This is a genomic window from Lawsonibacter sp., assembly GCF_022777125.1.
GTDB lineage: Bacteria > Bacillota > Clostridia > Oscillospirales > Oscillospiraceae > Lawsonibacter_A > Lawsonibacter_A hominis.
Genome location: NZ_JALFGV010000159.1, coordinates 40,812 through 63,716 on the forward strand (window position 1 = coordinate 40,812; position 22,905 = coordinate 63,716).

General features: G+C 63.2%; 20 protein-coding genes. 18 read left to right on the forward strand and 2 right to left on the reverse strand.

The genetic code is table 11. The annotated features are described in order from the left end of the window. The 13 genes from MR825_RS13165 (at position 1) to MR825_RS13225 (ending at position 14,449) form a co-directional block, all read left to right on the forward strand. Positions 1–726: an amino acid ABC transporter ATP-binding protein gene (locus MR825_RS13165; RefSeq protein ID WP_256176159.1), complete on the forward strand. Its 726-nt coding sequence runs from the start codon at positions 1–3 to the stop codon at positions 724–726. Between the two features lie 42 nt (positions 727–768). Then, positions 769–1,521 (forward strand): cupin domain-containing protein, encoded by a 753-nt coding sequence (locus MR825_RS13170; RefSeq protein WP_186907505.1) that lies wholly within the window; start codon positions 769–771, stop codon positions 1,519–1,521. 72 nt (positions 1,522–1,593) lie between these two features. Then, positions 1,594–2,343 carry a cupin domain-containing protein gene (locus MR825_RS13175; protein ID WP_186907506.1) on the forward strand — a complete coding sequence of 250 codons (750 nt, stop codon included), beginning with the start codon at positions 1,594–1,596 and terminating at the stop codon, positions 2,341–2,343. Between the two features lie 3 nt (positions 2,344–2,346). After that, complete coding sequence (locus MR825_RS13180; protein ID WP_186907507.1) at positions 2,347–3,189, forward strand: sugar phosphate isomerase/epimerase family protein; 843 nt, start codon at positions 2,347–2,349, stop codon at positions 3,187–3,189. After that, positions 3,186–4,022, forward strand: coding sequence for a sugar phosphate isomerase/epimerase family protein (locus tag MR825_RS13185; RefSeq protein ID WP_186907508.1), 837 nt, complete (start codon positions 3,186–3,188; stop codon positions 4,020–4,022). The genes MR825_RS13180 and MR825_RS13185 overlap by 4 nt, the downstream gene beginning before the upstream one ends. Before the next feature lie 118 nt (positions 4,023–4,140). Further along, on the forward strand, positions 4,141–5,052 hold the full coding sequence (locus tag MR825_RS13190) for a transporter substrate-binding domain-containing protein (protein ID WP_186907509.1): 912 nt from the start codon (positions 4,141–4,143) through the stop codon (positions 5,050–5,052). Between the two features lie 72 nt (positions 5,053–5,124). Beyond that, positions 5,125–5,796, forward strand: coding sequence for an amino acid ABC transporter permease (locus MR825_RS13195; protein ID WP_287881127.1), 672 nt, complete (start codon positions 5,125–5,127; stop codon positions 5,794–5,796). 18 nt (positions 5,797–5,814) lie between these two features. Then, positions 5,815–7,434, forward strand: coding sequence for a mannitol dehydrogenase family protein (locus MR825_RS13200; RefSeq protein ID WP_287881129.1), 1,620 nt, complete (start codon positions 5,815–5,817; stop codon positions 7,432–7,434). A gap of 13 nt (positions 7,435–7,447) precedes the next feature. Continuing rightward, the gene (uxuA, locus tag MR825_RS13205) at positions 7,448–8,524 is read left to right on the forward strand and encodes a mannonate dehydratase (RefSeq protein WP_287881131.1); all 1,077 of its coding nucleotides are present in this window, start codon (positions 7,448–7,450) and stop codon (positions 8,522–8,524) included. A gap of 108 nt (positions 8,525–8,632) precedes the next feature. Continuing rightward, a complete protein-coding gene (gene eda / locus MR825_RS13210; RefSeq protein ID WP_256176142.1) occupies positions 8,633–9,595 on the forward strand; it encodes a bifunctional 4-hydroxy-2-oxoglutarate aldolase/2-dehydro-3-deoxy-phosphogluconate aldolase in 963 nt (320 codons plus the stop codon). A 51-nt stretch (positions 9,596–9,646) separates the two neighbouring features. After that, positions 9,647–10,672 carry a sugar kinase gene (locus MR825_RS13215; protein WP_287881132.1) on the forward strand — a complete coding sequence of 342 codons (1,026 nt, stop codon included), beginning with the start codon at positions 9,647–9,649 and terminating at the stop codon, positions 10,670–10,672. 161 nt (positions 10,673–10,833) lie between these two features. After that, positions 10,834–13,143: an S-layer homology domain-containing protein gene (locus tag MR825_RS13220; protein ID WP_287881133.1), complete on the forward strand. Its 2,310-nt coding sequence runs from the start codon at positions 10,834–10,836 to the stop codon at positions 13,141–13,143. 454 nt (positions 13,144–13,597) lie between these two features. Continuing rightward, complete coding sequence (locus tag MR825_RS13225; protein WP_256176139.1) at positions 13,598–14,449, forward strand: AraC family transcriptional regulator; 852 nt, start codon at positions 13,598–13,600, stop codon at positions 14,447–14,449. Between the two features lie 69 nt (positions 14,450–14,518). Here MR825_RS13225 and MR825_RS13230 read toward each other — a convergent pair whose 3' ends face one another. Further along, positions 14,519–15,010, reverse strand: coding sequence for a hypothetical protein (locus MR825_RS13230; protein ID WP_287881135.1), 492 nt, complete (start codon positions 15,008–15,010; stop codon positions 14,519–14,521). Positions 15,011–15,158: 148 nt separating this feature from the next. On the opposite strand from MR825_RS13230, the gene proS reads away from it, so the two are divergent. Further along, positions 15,159–16,598 carry a proline--tRNA ligase gene (gene proS, locus MR825_RS13235; RefSeq protein ID WP_186907517.1) on the forward strand — a complete coding sequence of 480 codons (1,440 nt, stop codon included), beginning with the start codon at positions 15,159–15,161 and terminating at the stop codon, positions 16,596–16,598. Positions 16,599–16,719: 121 nt separating this feature from the next. On the opposite strand, the gene MR825_RS13240 is transcribed toward proS, so the two are convergent. After that, on the reverse strand, positions 16,720–18,042 hold the full coding sequence (locus MR825_RS13240) for a tyrosine-protein phosphatase (protein WP_186907518.1): 1,323 nt from the start codon (positions 18,040–18,042) through the stop codon (positions 16,720–16,722). A gap of 384 nt (positions 18,043–18,426) precedes the next feature. Here MR825_RS13240 and aroF point away from each other — a divergent pair, with 384 nt between their 5' ends. The 4 genes from aroF to aroC all read left to right on the forward strand — a co-directional run. Next, entirely contained in the window at positions 18,427–19,446 is a 1,020-nt protein-coding gene (gene aroF / locus MR825_RS13245) for a 3-deoxy-7-phosphoheptulonate synthase (protein ID WP_186907519.1), read from the forward strand. Between the two features lie 41 nt (positions 19,447–19,487). Further along, complete coding sequence (gene aroB, locus MR825_RS13250; RefSeq protein WP_287881138.1) at positions 19,488–20,561, forward strand: 3-dehydroquinate synthase; 1,074 nt, start codon at positions 19,488–19,490, stop codon at positions 20,559–20,561. Next, a complete protein-coding gene (aroA, locus tag MR825_RS13255; protein ID WP_287881140.1) occupies positions 20,558–21,871 on the forward strand; it encodes a 3-phosphoshikimate 1-carboxyvinyltransferase in 1,314 nt (437 codons plus the stop codon). The genes aroB and aroA overlap by 4 nt, the downstream gene beginning before the upstream one ends. Then, positions 21,868–22,905, forward strand: a 1,038-nt coding sequence (aroC, locus tag MR825_RS13260; RefSeq protein WP_287881142.1) for a chorismate synthase, incomplete at its 3' end; no start/stop codon positions are given. The genes aroA and aroC, both read left to right, overlap by 4 nt.

Here is a 22,905-nt window from a genome sequence, read left to right on the forward strand (position 1 = left end):
ATGATCAGCGTCAAAGGACTCCAGAAAAACTTCGGCAAGCATGAGGTCCTCAAGGGCATCGACATCGACATACAGCCCGGCGAGGTGGTGGCCATCGTGGGCCCCTCCGGCTGCGGCAAATCCACCTTCCTGCGCTGCCTCAACCTGTTGGAAAAGCCCTCCGGCGGCCAGATCCTCTACCATGACGTGGATCTGGTCTCCGCCCCGCCCAAGCAGACCAATCAGGTCCTGCTGGGGATGGGCATGGTCTTCCAGCAGTTCAACCTCTTCCCGCACAAGACGGTGCTGGACAACATCATGCTGGCCCCGGTCAAGGTGCAGGGCGTCGGCAAGCAGGAGGCCGAGCAGAAGGCCATGGAACTGCTGAAAACGGTGGGGCTGGAAGACAAGCGGGACGCCTATCCCAACCAGCTCTCCGGAGGCCAGCAGCAGCGTATCGCCATCGCCCGCTCCCTGGCCCTGCAGCCTGAGGTCATGCTCTTCGACGAGCCCACCTCCGCCCTGGACCCCGAGATGGTGGGCGAGGTGCTGGACGTCATGAAAAAGCTGGCCGCCGACGGCATGACCATGCTGGTGGTCACCCACGAGATGGGCTTTGCCCGCGAGGCGGCCGACCGGGTCATCTTCATTGACGGCGGTGTCATCGTGGAGGACAGCGCGCCCGAGGAATTCTTCGCACACCCCAAGAACAAGCGTCTTCAGGATTTCCTGAGCAAGATGCTTTGATCAAACCCAAAACACAGATACTATAACTAGGAGGAACGAACCATGTCTCTCATTCAGGTAGCCCGGTACAGCGACGTCAAGTACGATTTCAAGGACGGCTATGCCTGCGTACCCGTGCTGGAGGGGGCCTTCGACCAGGCCCGCTTCGCCCACTGCGCGCTCCAGAGCGGCCACTCCATTACCCCCGACGTGTACTCCGTCACCGAGCACAACCAGCTCTTCATTTTTACCAAGGGCAAGGGCTATGTGACCACTCCCCGCCAGGCCTGGAACGTGACCGAGCCCGGCGTATTCGTCCCCGAGTTCGACAGCGAGCGCTTCACCATCACCTGCTCCGCCGACAGCAAGCAGCCCCTTGAATTCCTGCACATCGTCACCGAGCTCAACGATTACGACAAGACCTGCCTGGTGGAATCCCGCATGGCGCTGCCCCGGTTGCGCACCATCAGCCAGGGCTGGACCTATGACGAGGACTTCAAGGACAACTCCGTCACCACTTCCATGATGCTGCTGGAGCACCGCAATCTGGGCCGCCTGTCCATGGGCTGCGTCAAGGGCAGCGGCCCCATCGAGATCGGCCAGCACATCCATAACGAACTGGCCCAGTGGTACTTCCCGCTGCCCGGCTCTGAGTTCATCTACACCGCCGGCGGCGAGGAAGTGCACATGACCGGCGGCGACCTGTCCTTTACGCCCACCGGCTTCTGGCACGGCAGCAAGGTGGAGGCCGGCAAGAAGTGCGACTACATCTGGTTCGAGATGTGCATCGACGGCTATCCCGGAGAGATCAAGTAAGACCCGGAACAAAACGCCCGTCCGACTGCGTTGCTACCTTATATAATAATTCACTGTAAAGGGGAATTTACCATGGCTCTGGTCAAGATTTCGAAAGGTGCGGATATCCAGCACAAGTATACCGACGGCGTGTCCCGCGTGAGCGTTCTGGAGGGCGCTTACAAGGACGCTGCCGTAGAGCGGGTCTCCCTCCGGCCCGGCGCGGACTTTACCCCGGAGACCTACACCCGGGAGCAGCACAACCAGGTCTTCCTGGTGACCGCCGGCAAGGGCTACATCGTCACGCCCCGCCGCGTCTTCAACATCACCGAGGTGTGCGTCTTCGTACCCGACTTCGACAAGGAGAGCTTCACCTTCCACTGCGCTGCCGACGCGAAGGAAACGATGGAGATCGTCCACTTCGTCACCGAGCTCAACGATTACGACAAGACCTGCCTGCGCGAGGCCCACATGAGCCTGCCCCGCTTCCGCGGCGTGTCGGAGGCCTGGCATTACAAGGAGAACTTTACCGGGGCCGATATCCAGCAGATGATGCTGCTGGAGCACCGCAACCTGGGCCGCCTGTCCATGGGCGCCAACTTCGGCACCGGCCCCAACTACATCGGCCAGCATATCCATAACGAGCTGGAGCAGTGGTACATCATGCTGCCCGGCGCCAGCTTCACCTACACCGCCGAGAACGAGAAGGTACACGTGCAGGGCGGCGACATCACCTATACCCCCCACGGCTCCCACCATGGCAGCGAGTGCGCCGAGGGCGAGAAGTTCGCCTATGTGTGGTTTGAGCTGTGCGAGAACGGCTATCCCGGCGAGATCAAGTAAGCGATGTACGGCAAGGCGCGGCTTCTGGGCTCCAACGGCCAGTACAGCCGCTATCCTCTGGAGTTTTTCACCGCCGAAATGGGGCGGCTGGGCCTTCACAGACTGGACTTTGTCCCCCAGACGCCCCATTTCTTCTGCGGATACCGGGGCCATGAGGACCCCGCCCGCCTGAAGGCCGCCCTGAAGCGGGCGGGCCTTCAGGCTGCGGTCCTGTCGCCGCCGGCCTACCGCTGCGCCATCACCGCCCCGGAGGGGGAGCAGCGGGAAGCCACGCTGCGTTACTATGAAAGCTGTATCGCCCTGGCCGCCGGGCTTGGGTGCGACCGGCTGGTGCTGGATGCCTCCGGCGCCTGCTGGGACCGGAAGGACGAACTGCTCTGGCGCAGTGCCGCCGATACCCTTTATCATCTCTGCCCCGCGGCGCAGGCGGCGGGGGTGCGCCTGCTGCTGGCCCCCGTCATGGGCGCGGAGACGCCCCTCATCGCCGAGTCGCCCATTCTCAACACCGCGGCGGAGCTGGACGCCATGCTGCATCAGCTCAATCATCCCAGCCTCGGGGTGTGCCTGGACACCAACATTATGAGCGCCTGCGGGGATACGGTCTATGATTGGTTCGGCCGTTTCCGGGACAAGATTGGCCTGGTGCGGCTGTGCGACGGGAACTACCACGGCTGGCGGGCCTGGGGCGAGGGCGTGCTGCCGATGCAGCGGTATCTGCACGCACTGGACGCTATGGGCTATCGGGGCGACATTTCCCTGCGCCTGCCCGGCGAGCGGTATCTCGCCCAGCCGGCCTATCCGGATGAGCGGGCCCTGGCCGCCCTGTGCGGGGAGGTGGGGGCATGAAGGGGATCCAACGCGGCCAGCTGGTCAATATGAACCAGCACTACCGCCGCTTCTCTCTGGACTATTTCCTGGACTGCCAGCAGCGCCTGGGCGTCGGGCAGATCGAGCTCTGGTGCGGCGCGGCCCACTTCTGGCTGGACCACGAGGGCTACGGCGATGTAAACGCCCTGCGTTCCAAGCTGTGGGACCACGATGTCCGGGTCGTGTCCATCACCGCCCCCAGCATGGCCTATCAGTATCAGTATGCGTCCCAGGAGCCGGAGTGCCTGGAGTACTCCTTCCGCTATTTTTCCAACGCCATCCATCTGGCGGCCGAGGTGGGCGCGGACCGGGTCGTGGTCAACTCCGGCTGGGGATACTTCGGCGAGGACGAGCAGACCATGTGGAACCGCTGCCGCGATCATCTGGGCCGCCTGTGCCGGGTGGCCGAGCGGGAAGGCATCCTGCTGGTCATGGAGTCCCTGCGCAGGGATGAGAGCAACCTGGTCTATAATCTGGAGCGGGCAGAGCGGATGTACCGCGAGATCGCTCATCCCAGCCTGAAGATGATGGTGGACAGCATCGCCACCGGCGCGGCGGGGGAGAAGCTGGAGGACTGGTTCCAGGCCTTCGGGAGCGATCTGATCCACATGCATTTTTTGGACGGCGACCCCTGGCTCCACAATGTGTGGGGCGACGGCAACACCGCCCTGGCCCGGCAGATCCAAATCATGAACGACCACGACTTCACCGGGTATCTGGTGCAGGAGGTGGCCGACGAGCACTACTTTACCGATCCCTACGCCGCCGACCGGAGGAATTTTCGGGTCCTGGAGCGGTTTATCGAGGACTGAGAACTTTCGCCGGCCGGTCCCGGACGAAAGCCCGCGGCGCCCTGCGGGCCTGAACTGCGTATTTCTCAGCGCGGCGCGCTGAAAAATAAAAAATTTGAAAAGGAAAAGGTGAAACAGAATGAAAGCGAAGAAAATCCTTACCGGCGTCCTGGCTCTTGCAATGATCGCCTCCCTGTCCGCTTGCGGCGGCGGCGGAAGCGCCGCCACGCCCGCCCCGGAGACGAGCGCCCCCGAGACCACCGCTCCTGAGACGAGCGCCCCCGAGACCACCGCCCCCGAGGGGGACGGCTCCCTTCAGCGGGTGCTGGACGCCGGCAAGCTGGGCATCGGCGCCGAGGGCAACTGGATCCCCTATGTGTACAACGAGGACGGCACCGGCGAGCTCACCGGCTTTGAGGTGGAGGTTGCCAAGCAGATCGCCTCCCGCCTGGGCGTGGAGCCGGACTTCCAGATCTCCGACAGCTGGGATCCCGTGCTGGCGGGCCTGGACGCGGGCCGCTATGACATCGTGATCTGCGGCGTGAACCCCAACCCCGAGCGCCAGGAGAAGTACGCCGTCACCGCTTCCTATGCCGAGAACCCCTACTGCCTGGTGGTCAATGCGGACAACACCGAGATTACCTCCTTCGAGGATCTCTCCGGCAAGCTGTGCATCAACTCCCCCTCTTCCGCCGCAGGCAAGATCGCCCAGAGCTATGGCGCCACGACTGCCGACGGCGACCTGACCGCCGCCATGGAGCAGCTGAATACCGGCCGTGCCGACGGCACCATCAATAACGTGGCCGCTGTGGACGAGTATATGAAGAGCCGTCCCGAGGTCAATGTGAAGATCGCCGCCATCTACGAGCCTGCCGAGGGCGAGGAGTATATGGTCGAGTCCGCCGGTATGCTGCGCAAGGAGGATCAGGAGCTGTGCGACAAGATCTCCGAGATCATCGGCGAGATGATCGACGACGGTACCCTCTATGACCTGACCGTCCAATACTTCGGCGAGACCGTGGCCGACAGCACCAGTCTGTATCAGAAGTAATCCGCATAGTTCCGGGGCGCCGCCGTATGCGGCGGCGCCCTTCTTTTTTACCAAACAAGGAGGCGGGCTGCCATGGAAATTATTCAATTGCTGGTCGAGTCCTTCTGGCCCATGTTCAAAGCGGGCCTGTTGATCTCTGTCCCGCTGATGCTGGTCTCGTTTGCACTGGGCCTGGTATTGGCATTCGTCCTGGCGCTGATGCGCATGTCCAAGATCGCACCCTTCAAGGCCATCGCCTGGTTTGTGGTGTGGGTGATCCGCGGCACGCCTCTGCTGGTCCAGATTTTTGTGATCTATTTCGGACTGCCCTCCGTGGGGCTTGTGCTGAAACCGATCCCCTCTGCCATCCTGGCCCTGGTCATCAGCCAGGGCGCCTACAATTCCGAGGTCATCCGCGCCGCTCTGGGCTCCATCCCCAAGGGACAGTTCGAGGCCTGCAAGGCCCTGGGACTGAACAAGCTCCAGACCATGACCCAGATCATTATCCCCCAGGCGGCCCTGGTGGCCGTCCCCGCTCTGGCCAACTCCTTCATCAGTCTGCTGAAGGATACCTCTCTGGTCTCTTCCATCACGGTGGCGGAGATCCTGATGACGGCCAAGAGCATCATCGCCGTCAAGTTCCAGCCCCTGCTGCTCTATTGCGAGGCGGCGTTTGTCTACCTGATCTTCAGCACCGTGCTCACCCAGCTCCAGGGCATGCTGGAGAAAAAGCTGGGCAAGCACCTGGTGGACACCAGGGCTTGACGGGAAAGGCAAAGAGATATGTTACATTTGAATCTTCAGGGACTGCAGGACCGGGAGGGCTGGGAAGCCGCGGGGATCGCCCTGCCCCGGTACGACGCGGCGGCCGTGAAGGCCCGCACCCGCCTGAGACCCGTCTGGGTCCATTTCGGCGCGGGCAACATCTTCCGCGGCTTCCTGGCCGCCCTGCAGCAGACCCTTTTGAACGCCGGGCTCACCGATACCGGCATCCTGGCGGCCGAATCCTTCGACGTTCAGATCATCGACAAGGTGTATGACCCCTACGACGATTTGAGCCTGCTGGTGCGCCTGCGCGCCGACGGCTCCTACGAAAAGGAAGTCGTGGCCAGCGTGGCCCGCGGCCTCAAGGCCGACTGCACGGGGGGAGAGTGGGCTGATCTGGTGCAGGTGTTCCAGTCGCCCGGTCTCCAGCTGGCCAGCTTCACCATTACCGAGAAGGGCTATGCCCTGACCGACCTGTCCGGCAAGGCCCTGCCCGTGGCGGAGCACGATTTTGCCGCCGGGCCGGACGCGCCCCGGCACACCATGTCCATCGCCGCGGCGCTGCTGTACCGCCGCTTCCAGGCGGGCGGGCATCCCATCGCCATGGTGAGTATGGACAACTGTTCCCAAAACGGGAAAAAGCTGCGGGAAGGGGTATTTGCCGCAGCACAGGCCTGGAAGAAGGCCGGCTTCGTCTCGGACGCTTTCCTGGAATGGCTTTCCGACGAAACGAACGTCACCTTCCCCTGGTCCATGATCGACAAGATCACGCCCCACCCCTCCGAGACGGTCCAAGCGGCGCTGGAAAAACTGGGAGTGGAGGGGATGAACATCTTCCAGACCAATACCGGGACCCGGATCGCCCCCTTCGTCAACGCGGAGATCACCGAGTATCTGGTGCTGGAGGACGCCTTCCCCAACGGACGCCCGCCCCTGGAAAAAGCGGGGGTGTATTTTGCCGACCGCGCCACGGTCGAGAAGGCGGAGAAAATGAAGGTGGGCACCTGCCTCAATCCCCTGCACACCGCGCTGGCGGTATACGGCTGCCTGCTGGGCTATTCCTCCATTGCCGCCGAGATGGCGGACCCGGACCTGAAGGCGCTGGTAGAGCACATCGCCGCCGAGGGCCTGAAGGTGGTGGAAGACCCCGGCATCCTCAGCCCTCGGAAGTTCATCGACGAGGTGCTGAACGAGCGCTTCCCCAATCCGGCCATTCCCGACACGCCCCAGCGCATCGCCGCGGATACCTCTCAGAAGCTGCCCGTCCGCTACGGCGGCACCCTGCAGCGCTATGTCCGCCGGCCTGACCTGGACGTGTCCTCCCTGGTGTATGCTCCCCTGGTCTTTGCCGGCTGGTGCCGGTATCTGCTGGGTGTGGACGACCAGGGCGGGGAGATGCCTGTGAGCCCCGATCCCATGGCGCCCCAGCTCCGGGCCCTGCTGGCCGGGATCGAAGCGGGCCGGCCGGAGACCTGCTCGGACCAGCTGCGCCCCATCCTGTCCAACGCCGCCATCTTCGGCGTGGACCTGTACCAGGCGGGATTGGGGGAAAAGACCGAAGCCGCGTTCCGGGCCATGCTGGCGGGCCCCGGCGCGGTCCGCGCCACCCTGCGCCGGTATTTGAGTGAGAGAGCATGAGGAGCGATCATCCATGAAGATGACATTTCGCTGGTACGGGAGCCAGATGGACCCCATACCGCTGCGTTATATCAAGCAGATTCCCAATATGAGCGGCGTGGTCAGTTCCCTGATGGACCTGCCTGCCGGGGCCCTTTGGCCCGCCGAGCGCATCCAGGCTCTGAAACAGGAGGTCCAGGACGCCGGGCTGGAGCTGGAGGTGATCGAGAGCGTCAACGTCCACGAGGACATCAAGCTGGGCCTGCCCAGCCGGGACGCGTACATCGACCGTTACCGCACGACCATTGAGCGCCTGGGTCAGGCGGGCGTGAAGGTCATCTGCTACAATTTTATGCCGGTCTTCGACTGGACCCGCAGCGACCTGTTCAAGCCCCGCGCCGACGGCGCCACCGTCCTGGCCTACGATCAGGCGGTGATCGACAAGATCACCGATCCCCAGGCCTTTGCCGATCAGATCCAGCAGGGGGCCGGCGCGTTTGAGATGGCCGGGTGGGAGCCGGAACGCATGGCGGAGATCAAGAGCCTCTTCGCCCAGTATCAAAGCGTCTCCCATGAGGATCTGTTCCGCAACTTGAAGTACTTCCTGGAGGCCATTATTCCCGTGTGTGAGCAGTACGACGTCAAAATGGCCATCCACCCGGACGATCCCCCCTGGGATATCTTCGGACTGCCCCGCATCTGTACCGGCTGGGACAATGTGGAGCGCATCCTCTCCCTGGTGGACAGCCCCTACAACGGCCTGACCCTGTGCTCCGGCTCCATGGGCTCCAATCCTTGCAACGACATCCCCGCCATGGTACGGGAATTCGGCGGGCGCGGGCGCGTCCACTTTGCCCACGTGCGCAACATCAAGTTTACCGGCCCCGGCCAGTTTGAGGAGGCGGCCCACTTCTCCGCCGACGGCAGCCTGGATCTGTACGAGATCATGAGGGCCTATTCCGACATCGGCTTCGAAGGCTATATCCGCCCCGACCACGGCCGCATGATCTGGGACGAAAAGGGCCGGGCCGGCTACGGCCTGTACGACCGGGCCCTGGGCGTGGCCTACCTGAACGGCTTGTGGGAGGCCATCCAAAAGGACCGGAGATAAACAGAAAGCACACCGCATTCGTGCGCGTCCCGGCATGCCGGACGGTTACGGCGCCGGATGCGGTGCTTTCCATGCATCCGTAAACTTGCAGAAAAGAAGGTTAAGCATATGAATCCCATTCTGGAACAGATCTCCAACATCGGCATTGTGCCCGTGATCGCCATCGACGACGCGAAGAAGGCGGTGCCGCTGGCGAGGGCGCTGGTGGCGGGCGGCCTGCCGGTGGCGGAAGTGACCTTCCGCACCGCCGCGGCCGAGGAGGCCATGCGCTCCATCACGCGGGAGGTCCCCGAGATGCTGGTGGGCGCGGGCACCGTGCTGACCCGCGAGCAGGTGGACCGGGCCCTGGACGCGGGGGCGAAATTCATCGTCAGCCCCGGTTTTAATCCGGACACCGTAAGGTATGTCCTTTCCAAGGGGGCCCTGATGGTCCCCGGCACCGCCACACCCGGCGAGATGGAGCAGGCCATGAGCCTGGGCCTGGACGTGGTAAAGTTCTTTCCCGCCGAACAGAACGGCGGCGTGGCCAAGCTCAAGGCGATCGCCGGGCCGTATAAGACCCTGAAGTGGATGCCCACCGGCGGGGTCAATGCAAAGAACCTGATGGACTACCTCTCCTTCGACCAGATCGTGGCCTGCGGGGGCACCTGGATGGTGAAGAAGGACCTGATCGCGGCCGAAAACTGGGACGAAATCACCCGAATGACGCGGGAGGCGGTACGCACCATGCTGGGCTTCTCCCTGCACCATGTGGGCGTCAACTGCGGCAGCGAGGAGGAGGCGGACCGGCTGGCCCGGACGCTGTGCGCCTTTTTCGGCTTTACGTATCAGATGGGCAACTCCTCCGTACAGGCCCTGCCTGCGGTGGAGTGCACCAAGACTCCCGGCCCCGGCGCCCACGGTCATATCGCCATCGGCACCAACAGCGTGGACCGGGCGGTCTATCACCTGGGCCTTCAGGGCATCCGGTGCCGGGAGGAGACCCGCAAGACCGACGCCAGGGGCAAGACGAAGGCCATCTATGTGGACGGCGCGTTCGGCGGGTTTGCCATTCATCTGGTGCAGGCGTAAAGCGGGCAGAGAGACTGTTTCGATCGTTTGATAATAAGGAGGTCCCTTGCTATGAAGAAACGCGTCATTACCTTCGGTGAGATTATGCTGCGGCTGGCGCCCAACGGGTACTACCGCTTTTTCCAGGACGATCAGCTCCAGGCCACCTTCGGCGGCGGGGAGGCCAACGTGGCCGTGTCCCTGGCCAACTACGGCATGGACGCCGCCTTTGTCACCAAGCTGCCCGCCCACGCCATCGGGCAGGGGGCGGTGAACGCCCTGCGTGGCCTGGGGGTGGACACCTCCCAAATCGTCCGGGGCGGCGCGCGCGTGGGCATCTACTTCCTGGAGAAGGGGGCTTCCCAGCGGGGCAGCGTGTGCATCTACGACCGGGCCCATTCCGCCATTCAGGAGGCGCAGCCCTCCGATTTTGACTGGGACGCCATTTTTGACGGGGCGGACTGGTTCCATTTTACCGGAATTACGCCCGCCCTGGGCCCCAATCTGGTGGAGATCTGCAAGCAGGCCTGCATCGCGGCCAAACAGCGCGGCGTAACCATCTCCTGCGACCTGAACTACCGCGGCAAGCTGTGGACCCGGGAGCAGGCCCGCGCGGCCATGACCGGGCTGTGCCAATACGTGGATGTATGCATCTCCAACGAGGAGGATGCGAAGGACGTCTTCGGCATCGAGGCGGAGAACACCGACGTCACCGGCGGAAAGCTCAATAAAGAGGGCTACCGGAGCGTCGCCAAGCAGCTGGCGGATCAGTTCGGCTTTGCGAAGGTGGCCATCACCCTGCGCACTTCCATCTCCGCCAGCGACAACGACTGGGCCGGAATGCTGTACGACGGGGAGCGGTACTGTTTCTCCAAGGAGTACCACCTGCACATCGTGGACCGGGTGGGCGGCGGCGACAGCTTCGGCGGCGGGTTGATCTACGCCCTGCTCAGCGGGAAGGACACCCAGGCGGCCATCGAGTTCGCGGTGGCGGCTTCGGCCCTGAAGCACTCCGTCGAGGGGGACTTCAACCGGGTCACCCTGGCCGAGGTGGAGAAGCTGGCCGGCGGCGACGGCTCCGGCCGGGTGCAGCGCTGACCGATCCAAAAACGGGGCGGAGCGATCATCCCCGGTCAAGCGATCAGACAGCGGCGGGCGCAAACGCGCCCGCCGCTGTTTTATAGGTTGCATTTTCGGTCGGAAGCCGCTATAATTTATTGTAGTTATGGAAACCAATGCAAATGATGGAGGTACCCGTTATGAAAGGAAAGCGATGGATCGCACTTGCAATGGCGCTCGTGATGACGCTCTCCCTGCTGACCGTATCCGCCGGAGCGGTCAGCTTTACCGACATGGTGGGCCACTGGGCCAAGGAAGACGTGGAGGCCCTGGCTACCGCTGGTGTCGTGAACGGTACCAGCGCCACCACGTTCTCGCCGGACCGGAAGATGACCGCCTGTGAGGCGCTGCTCTTCTGCTCCCGGACCACCGGTGTGTCCAAGAGCGACAAGACCAGGATCTATGCCGCCTGGGCGGCGCGCCTGAAGAAGCTGCTGCCGCAGGATATGATCTCCTGGGCGGCGGAGGAGATGGCGGTGTGCCTGGAGACCGGCATCCTCTCGGAGAGCGAGCTGGCCGCCCTGACCAGCACCGGAAACATCTCCCGGGCGATCACCCGGGAGAATCTGGCCATGTACCTGGTGCGGGCCATGCAGCTGGCCCCGCTGGCCCAGAGCCTGACCAGCTATTCCATGAGTTTTGCCGACACCGCCTCCATTTCCGCTGCCCTGAAGCCCTATGTTTACCTGCTCAATATGTACGGCATCGTCCGGGGCGACCAGGCCAACCGGTTCCTGCCCAACGGCGATCTGACCCGGGCCGAGATGGCCACCATGCTCCGCCGGGCCATTGACTTTATGGAGGAGCGGGGCATCTATGCCGAGCTGCCCGCCTATACCAGCTATGACTGGATGGGCGGCACCATTACCGCCGTTACCACCGGCAGCAGCGGCGTGGTCCTGCTGACGCTGAGCAACGAACTCTCCGGCGCCCGCACCATCTCCCTGCCCGCCGGCGTGGAGATCTATGAGAACAATATGCTCACCACCTCCTCCGCACTGAAGGTGGGGCAGTATGTGCGCGTCAACCTGTCCGCCAGCGGAACGCCGGAGTCCGTGCGGGTGGGCGGCGCCCTGACGGTCTACACCGGCGCCGTCACCAGCCTGAACGCGGACGAGGTCACCATCAGCGTCAGCGGCGCCCCCCGGGCGATGACCATCGACCGCTTCACTGAAGTCCAGGCGGGCAAGAGCGTGGGCGGAGCGGAGGTCATCGACCTGGACGGCGGGTATACCGAGGCCGTCTGCTCTGTGGACAGCCAGGGCCGCCTGGTCCAGCTCCGGCTCTCCGGCGGCACCGCCCCGGCGGAAGGCCTGATCGCCAGTGTGGAGGCCAATGTAGGCGGCGGCCAGCTGCTGCGGGTGACCGGTTTCAACGGCGTGACCACCCAGTACACGCTGCCGGCCGACGCCGCCGTCACCATCAACGGGACGGTGGGCGCCATGAGCGGCCGGTATGTGGACAGCTATGTCAGCATGCAGGTGTCCAACGAGACGGAATACGAGCTGGTATCCGTTGCGGTGGATACCGTCACCAAGTACATCCAGGGCTCTCTGCGCACCTACAGCGTGGGTACCCGGTATGACACCGTTACGGTCACGGATCTGGAGACCGGCAAGTCCACCACGTATGATATGGCCGCCAGCGCTGTGGTGCGCTATGAGGGCAAAACGGCCGCGCTTTCCGGGCTGAGCCGCAACCTCTTTGTCACCGCCTGCATCAGCGGCGACGGGATCACCCTGCTGGATGCCTACCCTGCCTCCACGGAGACGAAAGGCACCATCCGATCCATCTCCTTCGGCACGCCCACCGCGCTCACCGTGGAGACCGACGCCGGGGCCCAGGTGTCCTTTGATCTGGATTTGACCGCTCTGCCGGAGATCTACCGGGATGATAAGGTCAGCTCCATCGACAAGATCAAGGTGGGGGACGATATCACCGTCACCGTGCGTTATAACCAGGTGGAGACCCTGGACTGCTATTCTCAGAGCGCCAACGTCTCCGGCACGATCACCCGCATCACCATGGAGAGCAGCGGCGTGACCATGGATTTGAAGCTGAAGGACGGCGCCAGCGTTTCCTACACCGTGGCCGACGGGGTGAGCGTCACGCAGGACGATACGGCCATCTCCCTTTACGCCCTCAAGCCGGATTATGAGGTCTCCCTGGTGGTCAGCGGCGATACGGTGCTCTCCATCCGGGTGGACAAGGGCAGCAGCACCAGCAGCATGCTCTCCGGTACCGTTCTGGTCCCCAGCGTCAAGGAAGAATCCCTGATGATCCAGCAGGCCGACGGAACCCCCATTACGGTCGACGTGTCCCGCGCCAGTTTCCTCACCGCCAACGGCGCGGCCACCTATCTGGAGGCGCTGACGGTGAATGACGAAGTGCAGATCTACGGCAGCTACAGCGGCGCCAACTTTGTGGCCACTCTGGTCATCGTACTCTGAGCCGCCGCTGCCGAACAAACCGGCGCGCCCGTTAAGCGGGAGCTTATCAAACAGCTTTGGCGGCAGGAACATTCCTGCCGCCATTTTTTGCGCAGCACACCGCAAAGCGGTATAAAAGTGCGCATTTGCGCGGCGTCTTTGGCTTCGAGTTGCCTTAGGGCATCACCGCACAATTCCCCACGCACATTTTGGCGGCCGATTTGCCCCACAAATGCGTTGCAAAACCTTGCAATACACAAAGTATTCCTGCGGTTTTGCGCCTTTTTGCGGCACAAATTTTTGCGCCAATCCGCACGCGTTGAATGATGCGGTAATGCCTTAGTTAAAAAGAGATAGATCAGGCTCTGCGGAAGGCAAACATTATGTATGGCCATTCTCCCTATTTTGTGCAAGGATTGAGAGGACAACAGGTAAGAGATGCTTTATTATGACATACAGATACGGAGGTGCCGCAATGGATTGGGTTGAAGGACTAAATCAAAGTGTCAGGTATATTGAGGAGCATTTGACAGATGAGATTGACTCTGGACAACTTGGACGGATAGCCTGCTGCTCAACATATCACTATCAGAGGATGTTTACTTATATGGCGGGCATTTCTCTGGCAGAGTATATCCGAAGAAGAAAAATGTCATTGGCAGCAGTTGAGCTGCAAGACGGCAAGAAGAGGATTATTGATGTTGCCGCCAAATATGGCTATAGTTCTCCGACGGCATTTAACAGAGCGTTTCAGTCCTTTCACGGAATTGCGCCGTCCTCGCTCAAAAATACCGACGCATTGGTAAAGTCCTTCTCTCCCATTGCATTTTACATTACAGTGAAGGGAGCAACAGAGATGAATTATCGAATTGAAACCAAGGGTGCTTTTCGCATCATCGGTGTATCCGCGCCGCTTGATCGGGAAATGGAAAAGAACTTTATGGTCGTACCGAAGCTGTGGCAGGATGCCGCCGCAGATGGAACGATACAAAAGCTGGCAGGTAGGATGGACGCGCCACCCATTGGACTTTTGGGAGTCAGCGCCTGCAATGATGAAGAGCAGTGGAAATATTTTATTGCTGTTTCAAGCACAAAGGAAAATGGGGAATTTGAGGAGTATATCATACCCGCATCCACATGGGCCATCTTCTCCGCAACAGGTGATAACCAGTCTGTTCAAGAGTTGGAACGACGCATTATTACAGAGTGGCTTCCGGGTTCCGGATATGAATATGCCGATGCTCCGGATATAGAGGTTTATCTGAATCCGGATCCTCAAAACGCACAGTATGAGGTATGGATCCCAGTGGTAAGGAAAGGAGAATAAACAGGTAGATCAACCGGAGAAACGCATCCTGCCGCTTCGATAGACCGGCAGAATGCGTTTCTTCCTGTTTTATGGGCCCCCCGTTGGGAGCGCCATAAGCTGTTCCGGGGGCATGCCCAACAGCAGCAGGGTTCCGGCTGTGGCCAGGAAGGGCAGAGGGGAGGCTTCCGGCGGGAAGGGGAGCACCATCTCCTGCTGCTCCACCACCGTTCCCTGCAGCGTCACCAGCTCCCGCTGCAGTGCCAGGCAGATCCGATCCCCTTCCAAACTGGAAAAGGTCAGGGTGTCCCGAGGGGAGGTGCCGTAGCTGACCGCCTGGCCGGTGCGCAATGCGCGGGCCAGCGGGCCTGCACCACCAGGCAGCAGCACCGTCCGGCAGTCCACGGCGCCCGCGCCCGCCCAGCCCAGCGCGCCGGGGGAGACCACCAGCAGATCCAGCACGCCTTCCGCCAGCTCCGCCGGATGACGGCCGCTCCGCAGCCGGGCCGCCGATGGCGGGAGGCGCCGGGCCACCGCATCCAGAATCCCTTCGTCCCGCTCCCAAATTCCCACTTCGATCACATCGCACACCACCTTTATAGACGAGAGTGTATGGAAAATCTGGAATTTTATACAGCGGGGACGTCCGGCGCTGGAACGTGCTTGACTTTTGCAGCAGGAATGCATAAAATAATACGAACCAAACTAACTGCAAAGGATTGAGATAGATATGGCACAGGACAAGAAGCAGGTGGAGCAGATCACCGATATGGAGGTGGATTTTGCCCAGTGGTATACCGATGTGTGCCGAAAGGCCGACCTGATCGACTATACCAGCGTAAAGGGCATGTTTATCCTCCGTCCCTACGGCTACGCCATCTGGGAGAATATCCAGGCGGAAATGGACCGGCGCTTTAAGGAGACCGGGCACGTAAACGTGTCCATGCCCCTGCTCATCCCCGAATCCCTGCTCCAGAAGGAGAAGGACCACGTGGAAGGCTTTGCCCCCGAGTGTGCCTGGGTGACCCACGGCGGGAGTGAGAAGCTGGACGAGCGCCTGTGCGTGCGCCCCACGTCTGAGACGCTGTTTTGCGAACACTGGAGCCATATCGTCCACTCCTGGCGGGACCTGCCGCTGCTGTATAACCAGTGGTGCTCCGTGCTGCGCTGGGAGAAGACCACCCGCCCCTTCCTGCGCCACCGGGAATTCCTGTGGCAGGAGGGCCACACCCTCCACGCCACCGCCGAGGAGGCCATCGCCGAGACCGAGCAGATGCACCGCATCTACGCCGACATCTGCGAGAACGTGCTGGCCATGCCGGTGGTCATGGGCATGAAGACCGACAAGGAGAAGTTCGCCGGGGCGGAGCGCACGTACACCATCGAGTGCATGATGCACGACAAGAAGGCCCTGCAGAACGGCACCAGCCACTACTTCGGAAACGGCTTCCCCACCGCCTTCGACATCACCTTCACCGACAAGGAAAACAAGCAGTGCCATCCCTATGAGACTTCCTGGGGCTTCACCACCCGCACCATCGGCGGCGTCATCATGACCCACGGCGACAACCGGGGCCTGGTGCTGCCCCCCCGGGTAGCCCCCATTCAGGTGGTCGTCATCCCCGTGGCCCAGCATAAGCAGGGCGTACTGGAGGCCAACCGGGCCGTTATGGACCGGCTGAAGTCCGCCGGTTTCCGGGTGAAGCTGGACGACTCCGACCAGTCTGCGGGCTGGAAATTTGCCGAGTATGAGATGAAGGGCGTGCCCCTGCGCCTGGAGCTGGGGCCCAAGGACATGGAGAAAAACCAGTGCGTCCTGGTGCGCCGGGACAGCGGCGAGAAGAGCTTTGTCTCCCTGGACAACATCGAGCAGACCGTGGCGCAGATGCTGGACGCCATTCACGACGGCCTGTACGCCAAGGCCAAGAAGAACCTGGAGGACAACACCTACGCCTGTGCCACGCTGGAGGAGGTCAAGGAGAAGATGGCCGCCCAGGGCGGCTTCGCCAAGACCATGTGGTGCGGCGACGAGGCCTGCGAGGTGCGGATGAAGGAGGAGGCCGGAGTGTCCTCCCGCTGTATCCCCTTTGAGCAGGAGCATCTGGGCGATACCTGCGCCATCTGCGGGAAACCGGCCAAGCATATGGTCTACTGGGGCGTGGCCTACTAAGCGGGCGCTGGATCCGAGCGGTCCGGCCCGCGGGGAAACGATAAAAGCACGGCATATGCGCGCTTTTGCGCGCATATGCCGTGCTTTTTTGACCCGGGCGAGGAGATCGGTTCCCCGGCCCTTACTGCAGATAGAGCGCCTGGAGCTGGGCGAGCTGAGCTTCGGTGAGGGCCATGCCGTCCTCGGCCGTGAGGAAGGCGTGCATGGAGCCGTACTTGGAGTCGATGGCGTCCAGCATGGCGGCCATGGCGTCATAATTTACGCCGGTCAGGTTCTTGACGCCCGCCACGGTGGCCGCGTCGGCGCCCTTGGCCTGGGCGGCCTGAGCCATGTAGGCGATCTTTTGGGCGTTGAAGTCGTTGGTAAGCATGAAGTCCTGGAGCACCGTTTCACGATCCACGCCCAGGGCGGAGAGCAGCAGCACCGCTGCGGTGCCCGCGCGGTCCTTGCCCCCGGTGCAGTGCCAGAGGAGCGCCTCTCCCTCCTTCTGGCCCAGCAGCTTCTGGAAAAAGGCGCGGTATCCGGCCAGACCGTTTTCGCTTTCCAGGAAGGAGAGGTACATATCGTTCCCGAATTGACCGCTCTGGACGATCGCGATGATGGCCTGGACCGGGTCGGAACCATAAATGCCGGTGACGGCGGAAGTGGCGGAAGAATCGTCGCCGAGAATATTGATCTGCGTGTTGACGACGCCGTCCAGCACCGGGTCTGGGCCCTCGCGGATCTCGGCGGTGGTACGCAGATCAACGATCTGTGTCAGGTTCAGGCCGGCCAGAAGGGCGAGATCCGCCTCGGTAGCGCCGGAGAGTTTGCCGGTGCGCAGCAGCACGTTGTCTTTTACCACCCGGCCGTCCCGGGTGACATATCCGCCCAGCTGACGGGCGTTTTCCACGCCGGAGAGGCCCAGCGTGTGGGCGTGCTGCGCGGTGGCGGCGTAGCGCTGCGCCATGGCCTGGGCCTCGGCGGCGGTCAGGGTGCCCTGGGGGTCCAGCAGGCCGTTTTCCAGGGGGAGGATGGTTTTGGCCACGGCCCATTGCACATCCTCCTCCGCCCAGGCGGAGACCGTTCCGGCGTCGGAACAGCCGCTCAGGTCGGCCGCGGCGATGATGCCGTCCCCGTTGTGGACGGCCAGATGGTTCAGCATGACGGCGGCCTGTTCCCGGGTGACCGGCGTCTGGGGCAGGAACAGGCCCTTGTCGTTGCCTGCGGCGATGCCCGACTGGGCGCACCAGAGGATCGCGGTGTAGTTGGCGTCACCGGGGGCCACGTCGGAAAAGAACTCGCCCGCGGGTGCGGACGGGCGGCCCGCTTCCTCCCAGAGGACCCGGGCAAAGGCGCTGCGGGACAGAGCGGGGTCGCCGCCGGCGGCGGCCAGGGCCCCGCCGGGGACCAGCAGAGCGGCGCTCAGCCCTATGGCCAGAACGCGCTTGGGGATCTGTTTCATGGTAATGCTCCTCCTCGTTCATTCGGATAAAAAGAGAATAGCCCGCCCGCCGCCTGCGCCGCCACCAGAGGGGGGTAAAGAGTGCGTAAAAGGGAGGTAAAGCGAAAAATTCTCCTTGCGTTTTGCGCGGGAGAGGCGTATAATGCCACTAACCCAAATTTGTGAGGTCTCATATATGAAGCGCTGCGCCCTCACAACTGCATCCTTCTGCTTCTTCTTTGGCTGGGCTCGATTTACGGGCGCCGGCTTTTTTGGCATGGGGGAAAAGAGAAGGATGGAATGAATGGGTGGGCCAAGGCGGGCCCATAGGATCTCCGTATTTTTTGGGGGAGCTCATTGATTTCATCAATGGGCTCCTTTTTATTTTGGAAAGGATGTTGCAGTATGGTAGTCGTTATGAAGCCGGGCACCCAGCAGCGGGATATCGAGGCGCTGGTGGCCAAATTCAAGGAGATGGACCTGGACGTCGGGGTCACCAATGGCGTGGGCTGTACGATTCTGGGCCTGGTAGGGGATACCACTGCGGTGGATATGGACAAGATCTCCATCAACCCCCATGTGGAGCGGGTCATGCGGGTGCAGGAGCCCTACAAGAAGGCCAACCGCAAGTTCCACCCGGAGGATACGGTGGTCGCCGTAGGCAAGGCCAAGATCGGCGGCGGCAGCTTCTCGGTCGTCGCCGGGCCCTGCTCGGTGGAGAGCCAGGCGCAGATCATCGCGGTGGCCGAAGATGTGAAACGCTCCGGCGCGGCGCTGCTGCGGGGCGGGGCGTTCAAGCCGCGCACCTCGCCCTATTCCTTCCAGGGCATGGGACTGGAGGGGCTGGAGCTTCTGCTGGAGGCCAAGGCGGCCACCGGCCTGCCCATCGTCACCGAGATCATGTCTCCACGCTATGTGGAGGTGTTCGAGGAAAAGGTGGATCTGGTGCAGATCGGTGCCCGGAACATGCAGAACTTCGACCTGCTCAAAGAGGTGGGCAAGATGTCCAAGCCCGTCCTGCTCAAGCGGGGCCTGTCCAGCAGCTACGAGGAGTGGATCATGTCCGCCGAATACATCATGGCGGGCGGCAACGAGAACGTCATCCTCTGTGAGCGGGGCATCCGCACCTTCGAGACCTATACCCGCAACACCCTGGACGTATCCGCCATCCCCGCCATCAAGAAAATGAGCCACCTGCCCGTTATCGTAGACCCCTCTCACTCCGCGGGCATGTACTGGATGGTGGAGCCGCTGGCCATGGCAGCCATCGCCGCCGGGGCGGACGGCCTGATCATCGAGGTCCATAACGATCCCCCCCACGCCAAATGCGACGGCCAGCAGTCCCTCACGCCGGAAAACTTCGGCCGGCTCATGGGTAAAGTGGGCGCGATGGTTGACCTGATGGGGAAGACTTTGGTAAAATAAACTGATTGATCGCCGCTGCTGCGGAAAAGGAAGTGTTCCCAATGAAAACGCTGCGTGTGGACCTGGATGCCCGCGCCTATGAGATCCGTATCGCCCCCGGGCTCCTGGATGCCGCCGGAGAGCACCTCCGGGGGGCCTGCCCCCAGGCCGCCCGTCTCTTTGTGGTCACCGACTCCACCGTAGGCCCCCTGTACCGGGGGCGGGTGGAAAAAAGCCTGACGTCCGCCGGGTTTCGGACGGCCTTTCATACCGTCGCCGCCGGGGAGAGCTCCAAATGTGCGTCCCGGCTGTCTGAGCTGTGGGAGAGCATGATGGACTTCGGACTTACCCGCACGGACGCGGTGGTCGCCCTGGGCGGCGGCGTGGTGGGGGATCTGGCGGGCTTTGCCGCCGCCACCATCCTGCGGGGGGTGGACTTTGTCCAGATCCCCACCACCCTGCTCGCTCAGGTGGATTCCTCCGTGGGGGGGAAGGTGGCCGTGGACCTGGCGCACGGCAAGAACCTGGCGGGCGCGTTCTGGCAGCCGCGGCTGGTGCTGATGGACCCCCAGACGCTGGGCACCCTGGACGAGAGGACCTTTGCCGACGGTATGGCGGAGGTCGTCAAGTACGGGTGCATTTTTGACGCGGACTTTTACTCCTTCCTGGAACAGCGGCCTTCCAGGGGGCAGGTCATGGGGGATATTGAATCCGTATTGTATACCTGCTGCGATTTAAAACGAAGAGTAGTGATTGAAGACGAGCGGGATACCGGGAAGCGGATGCTCCTGAACTTTGGCCATACCCTGGCTCACGCCTATGAGCTGGCGGGAGGGTACGAGACCTGGACCCACGGTCAGGCGGTGGCGGCGGGCATGGTGAAGGCGGCGGAGCTGGGGGAGCGGCTGGGGGTCACGCCCGCCGGAACCGGGGCGCGCATTGCCGCGCTGCTGGGCTGCTTTGCTCTGCCGGTGGACATCCCCTGCACGGCGGCGGACTATGCCGCCGCCGTGGGGCTGGATAAAAAGGGAGCTGGAGACGACATCTCGGTGATCCTGCTGGAAGCCGTTGGGCGGGCTGTGCCCCGCCGGATGCCCAAGGCGGAATTGACCGCCCTTTTGGAGGAGACGCTATGAACGTGACCATCACTCCCCGGCGTCTGGCAGGGAGCATTACCCCGCCCCCGTCCAAATCCCAGGCCCACCGGCTGATCATCGCCGCCGCCCTGGGGGAGGGGGAGAGCCTTCTGCACAACGTGGCCTGCTCCCAGGACATTGCGGCAACCATCCGCTGTATGGCGGAGCTGGGGGCGGGCTTGGAACGGCAGGGGGATACGCTGCGCATTACCGGGATGCGGGCCGGGCCCAGGTCGCCCCTGCGGCGGCTGGCCGCGCCGCGCCTGGACTGCGGAGAGAGCGGCTCCACCCTGCGCTTTCTCATGCCCGTGGCTCTGGCGGTACGGGGCGGCGGACGCTTCACCGGCCGGGGACGGCTGATGGAGCGGCCCCAGGAGCCCTATTTCGAGCTGTTCCGGGAGAAAGGGATCTCCTGTGAATATCAGGACGGCGCGCTGGTCCTCTCCGGACGGCTGGCCCCGGGCGTCTGCCGTCTGCGGGGGGACGTATCCTCCCAGTTTATCACCGGGCTGCTCTATGCCCTGCCCCTGCTGGACGGGGATTCGGAGATCGTCATTACGACCGCGCTGGAGAGCCGGGACTATGTCGTTCTGACGGTGGACGTGCTCAAGCGCTTTGGCATCGAAGTAACGCCCTCGGCCCGGGGCTGGCGCGTCCCGGGCGGGCAGGCCTACCGGGCCTGCGAGAGGACGGTGGAGGCCGACTGGTCCCAGGCCGCCTTCTGGTATGCCGCCTCGGGCATCGGCAGCGATGTGGAAGTAACCGGCATGGATCTGGACTCCGCCCAGGGAGACAAGATGGTTCTGGACTGGGGGCGGATGCTCCGCGGCGAGCCGCTGAACGGCGGTGAGCGTGTGCCGATCCTGGGGCGGACGGCCCCGGAAACGCCTGTCCGGACGGAACAGGCGGGGGGGCGGAGCCGGGTGGAGATCGACGTGTCCTGCGCGCCCGATCTGGTGCCGCCGATGGCGGCCTGGGGAGCGCTGGCGGGGAATACCGACCTGTGCCTGAAAAACGCCGCCCGTCTGCGCATGAAGGAGAGCGACCGGCTCTCCGCCGTGACGGAGGTGCTCACCGCCCTGGGCGCCCGGGTGACGGAGACGGCGGACAGCCTGACCATCTTCGGCCGGGAGGAACTGAGCGGCGGCGTGACGGTGGACAGCCACAACGACCACCGCATCGCCATGATGGCGGCCATCGCCGCCACCCGCTGCCGGCGGAGCGTGACCATTGCCGGGGCGGAGTGCGTGGCCAAGTCCTACCCGGACTTCTGGGAGGACTACAAAAGCCTGGGAGGAGACATCACATGAAGCACACCATCTTCGGGGAATCCCACGGCGAGGCCATCGGCGTGGTGCTGGAGGGCGTGCCCGCCGGGCTGGCGCTGGACCTGGAGGCGGTGCAGCGGGAACTGGACCGGCGCAGGCCGGGCCGGAGCGCCCTGTCCACCGCCCGGAAGGAGACCGACCAGGTCCGGGTGCTCTCCGGCATGTTCGAGGGCAAGACCACCGGCGCGCCGCTGGCGATGGTCATCGGGAATGCCGACCAGCACTCGTCGGATTACGACTCCATCCGCTACACCCCCCGGCCCGGCCATGGGGATTACGCCGGCTTTTTGAAAAGCCGCGGCTGCCAGGATTACCGGGGCGGCGGCCACTTTTCCGGGCGCCTGACCGCGCCGCTGGTGGCGGCGGGGGCGGTGGCCAAGCAGCTTCTGGCCCGGCAGGGCGTATGGGTGGGTGCCCATATCAGCTCCATTTACGGAATCTGCGACGCGGCGCTGGAGGAAGCCGGCCAGCTGCGGGGCGTGGCGGAAAAAGACTTCCCCGTGCTGGACGACGCAGCGGGGAGGCAGATGCAGCAGGCCATTCTGGAGGCAAAGCAGGCGCAGGACTCCGTGGGCGGAGCCGTCGAGTGCGCCGTGACCGGCCTGAGCGCGGGGCTGGGGGGACCGGACTTCGGCTGCAACGTGGAGGGGATCTTTTCGCAATACCTCTTTGCCGTTCCCGCGGTGAAGAGCGTGGCCTTTGGCGCCGGGGTGGCCTTTTCCCTGATGCGGGGCAGCCAGGCCAACGACCCCTTTGCCGTGGAGGACGGGAAGGTGATCACCAAAACCAACCACGCCGGGGGGATCAACGGCGGCATCACAAACGGCATGCCGGTGGTCTTTGAAGCCACCCTGCGGCCTACGCCGTCCATCGCCCTGCCCCAGGAGAGCGTGGACCTGCGCACCGGCGAGGAAGTGGAACTCAAGATCAAAGGCCGTCACGACCCCTGTATCGTGCCGCGGGCGGTGCCGGTGATCGAGGCGGCGGCGGCCCTGGCGGCCTGTGCGGTGCTGGGG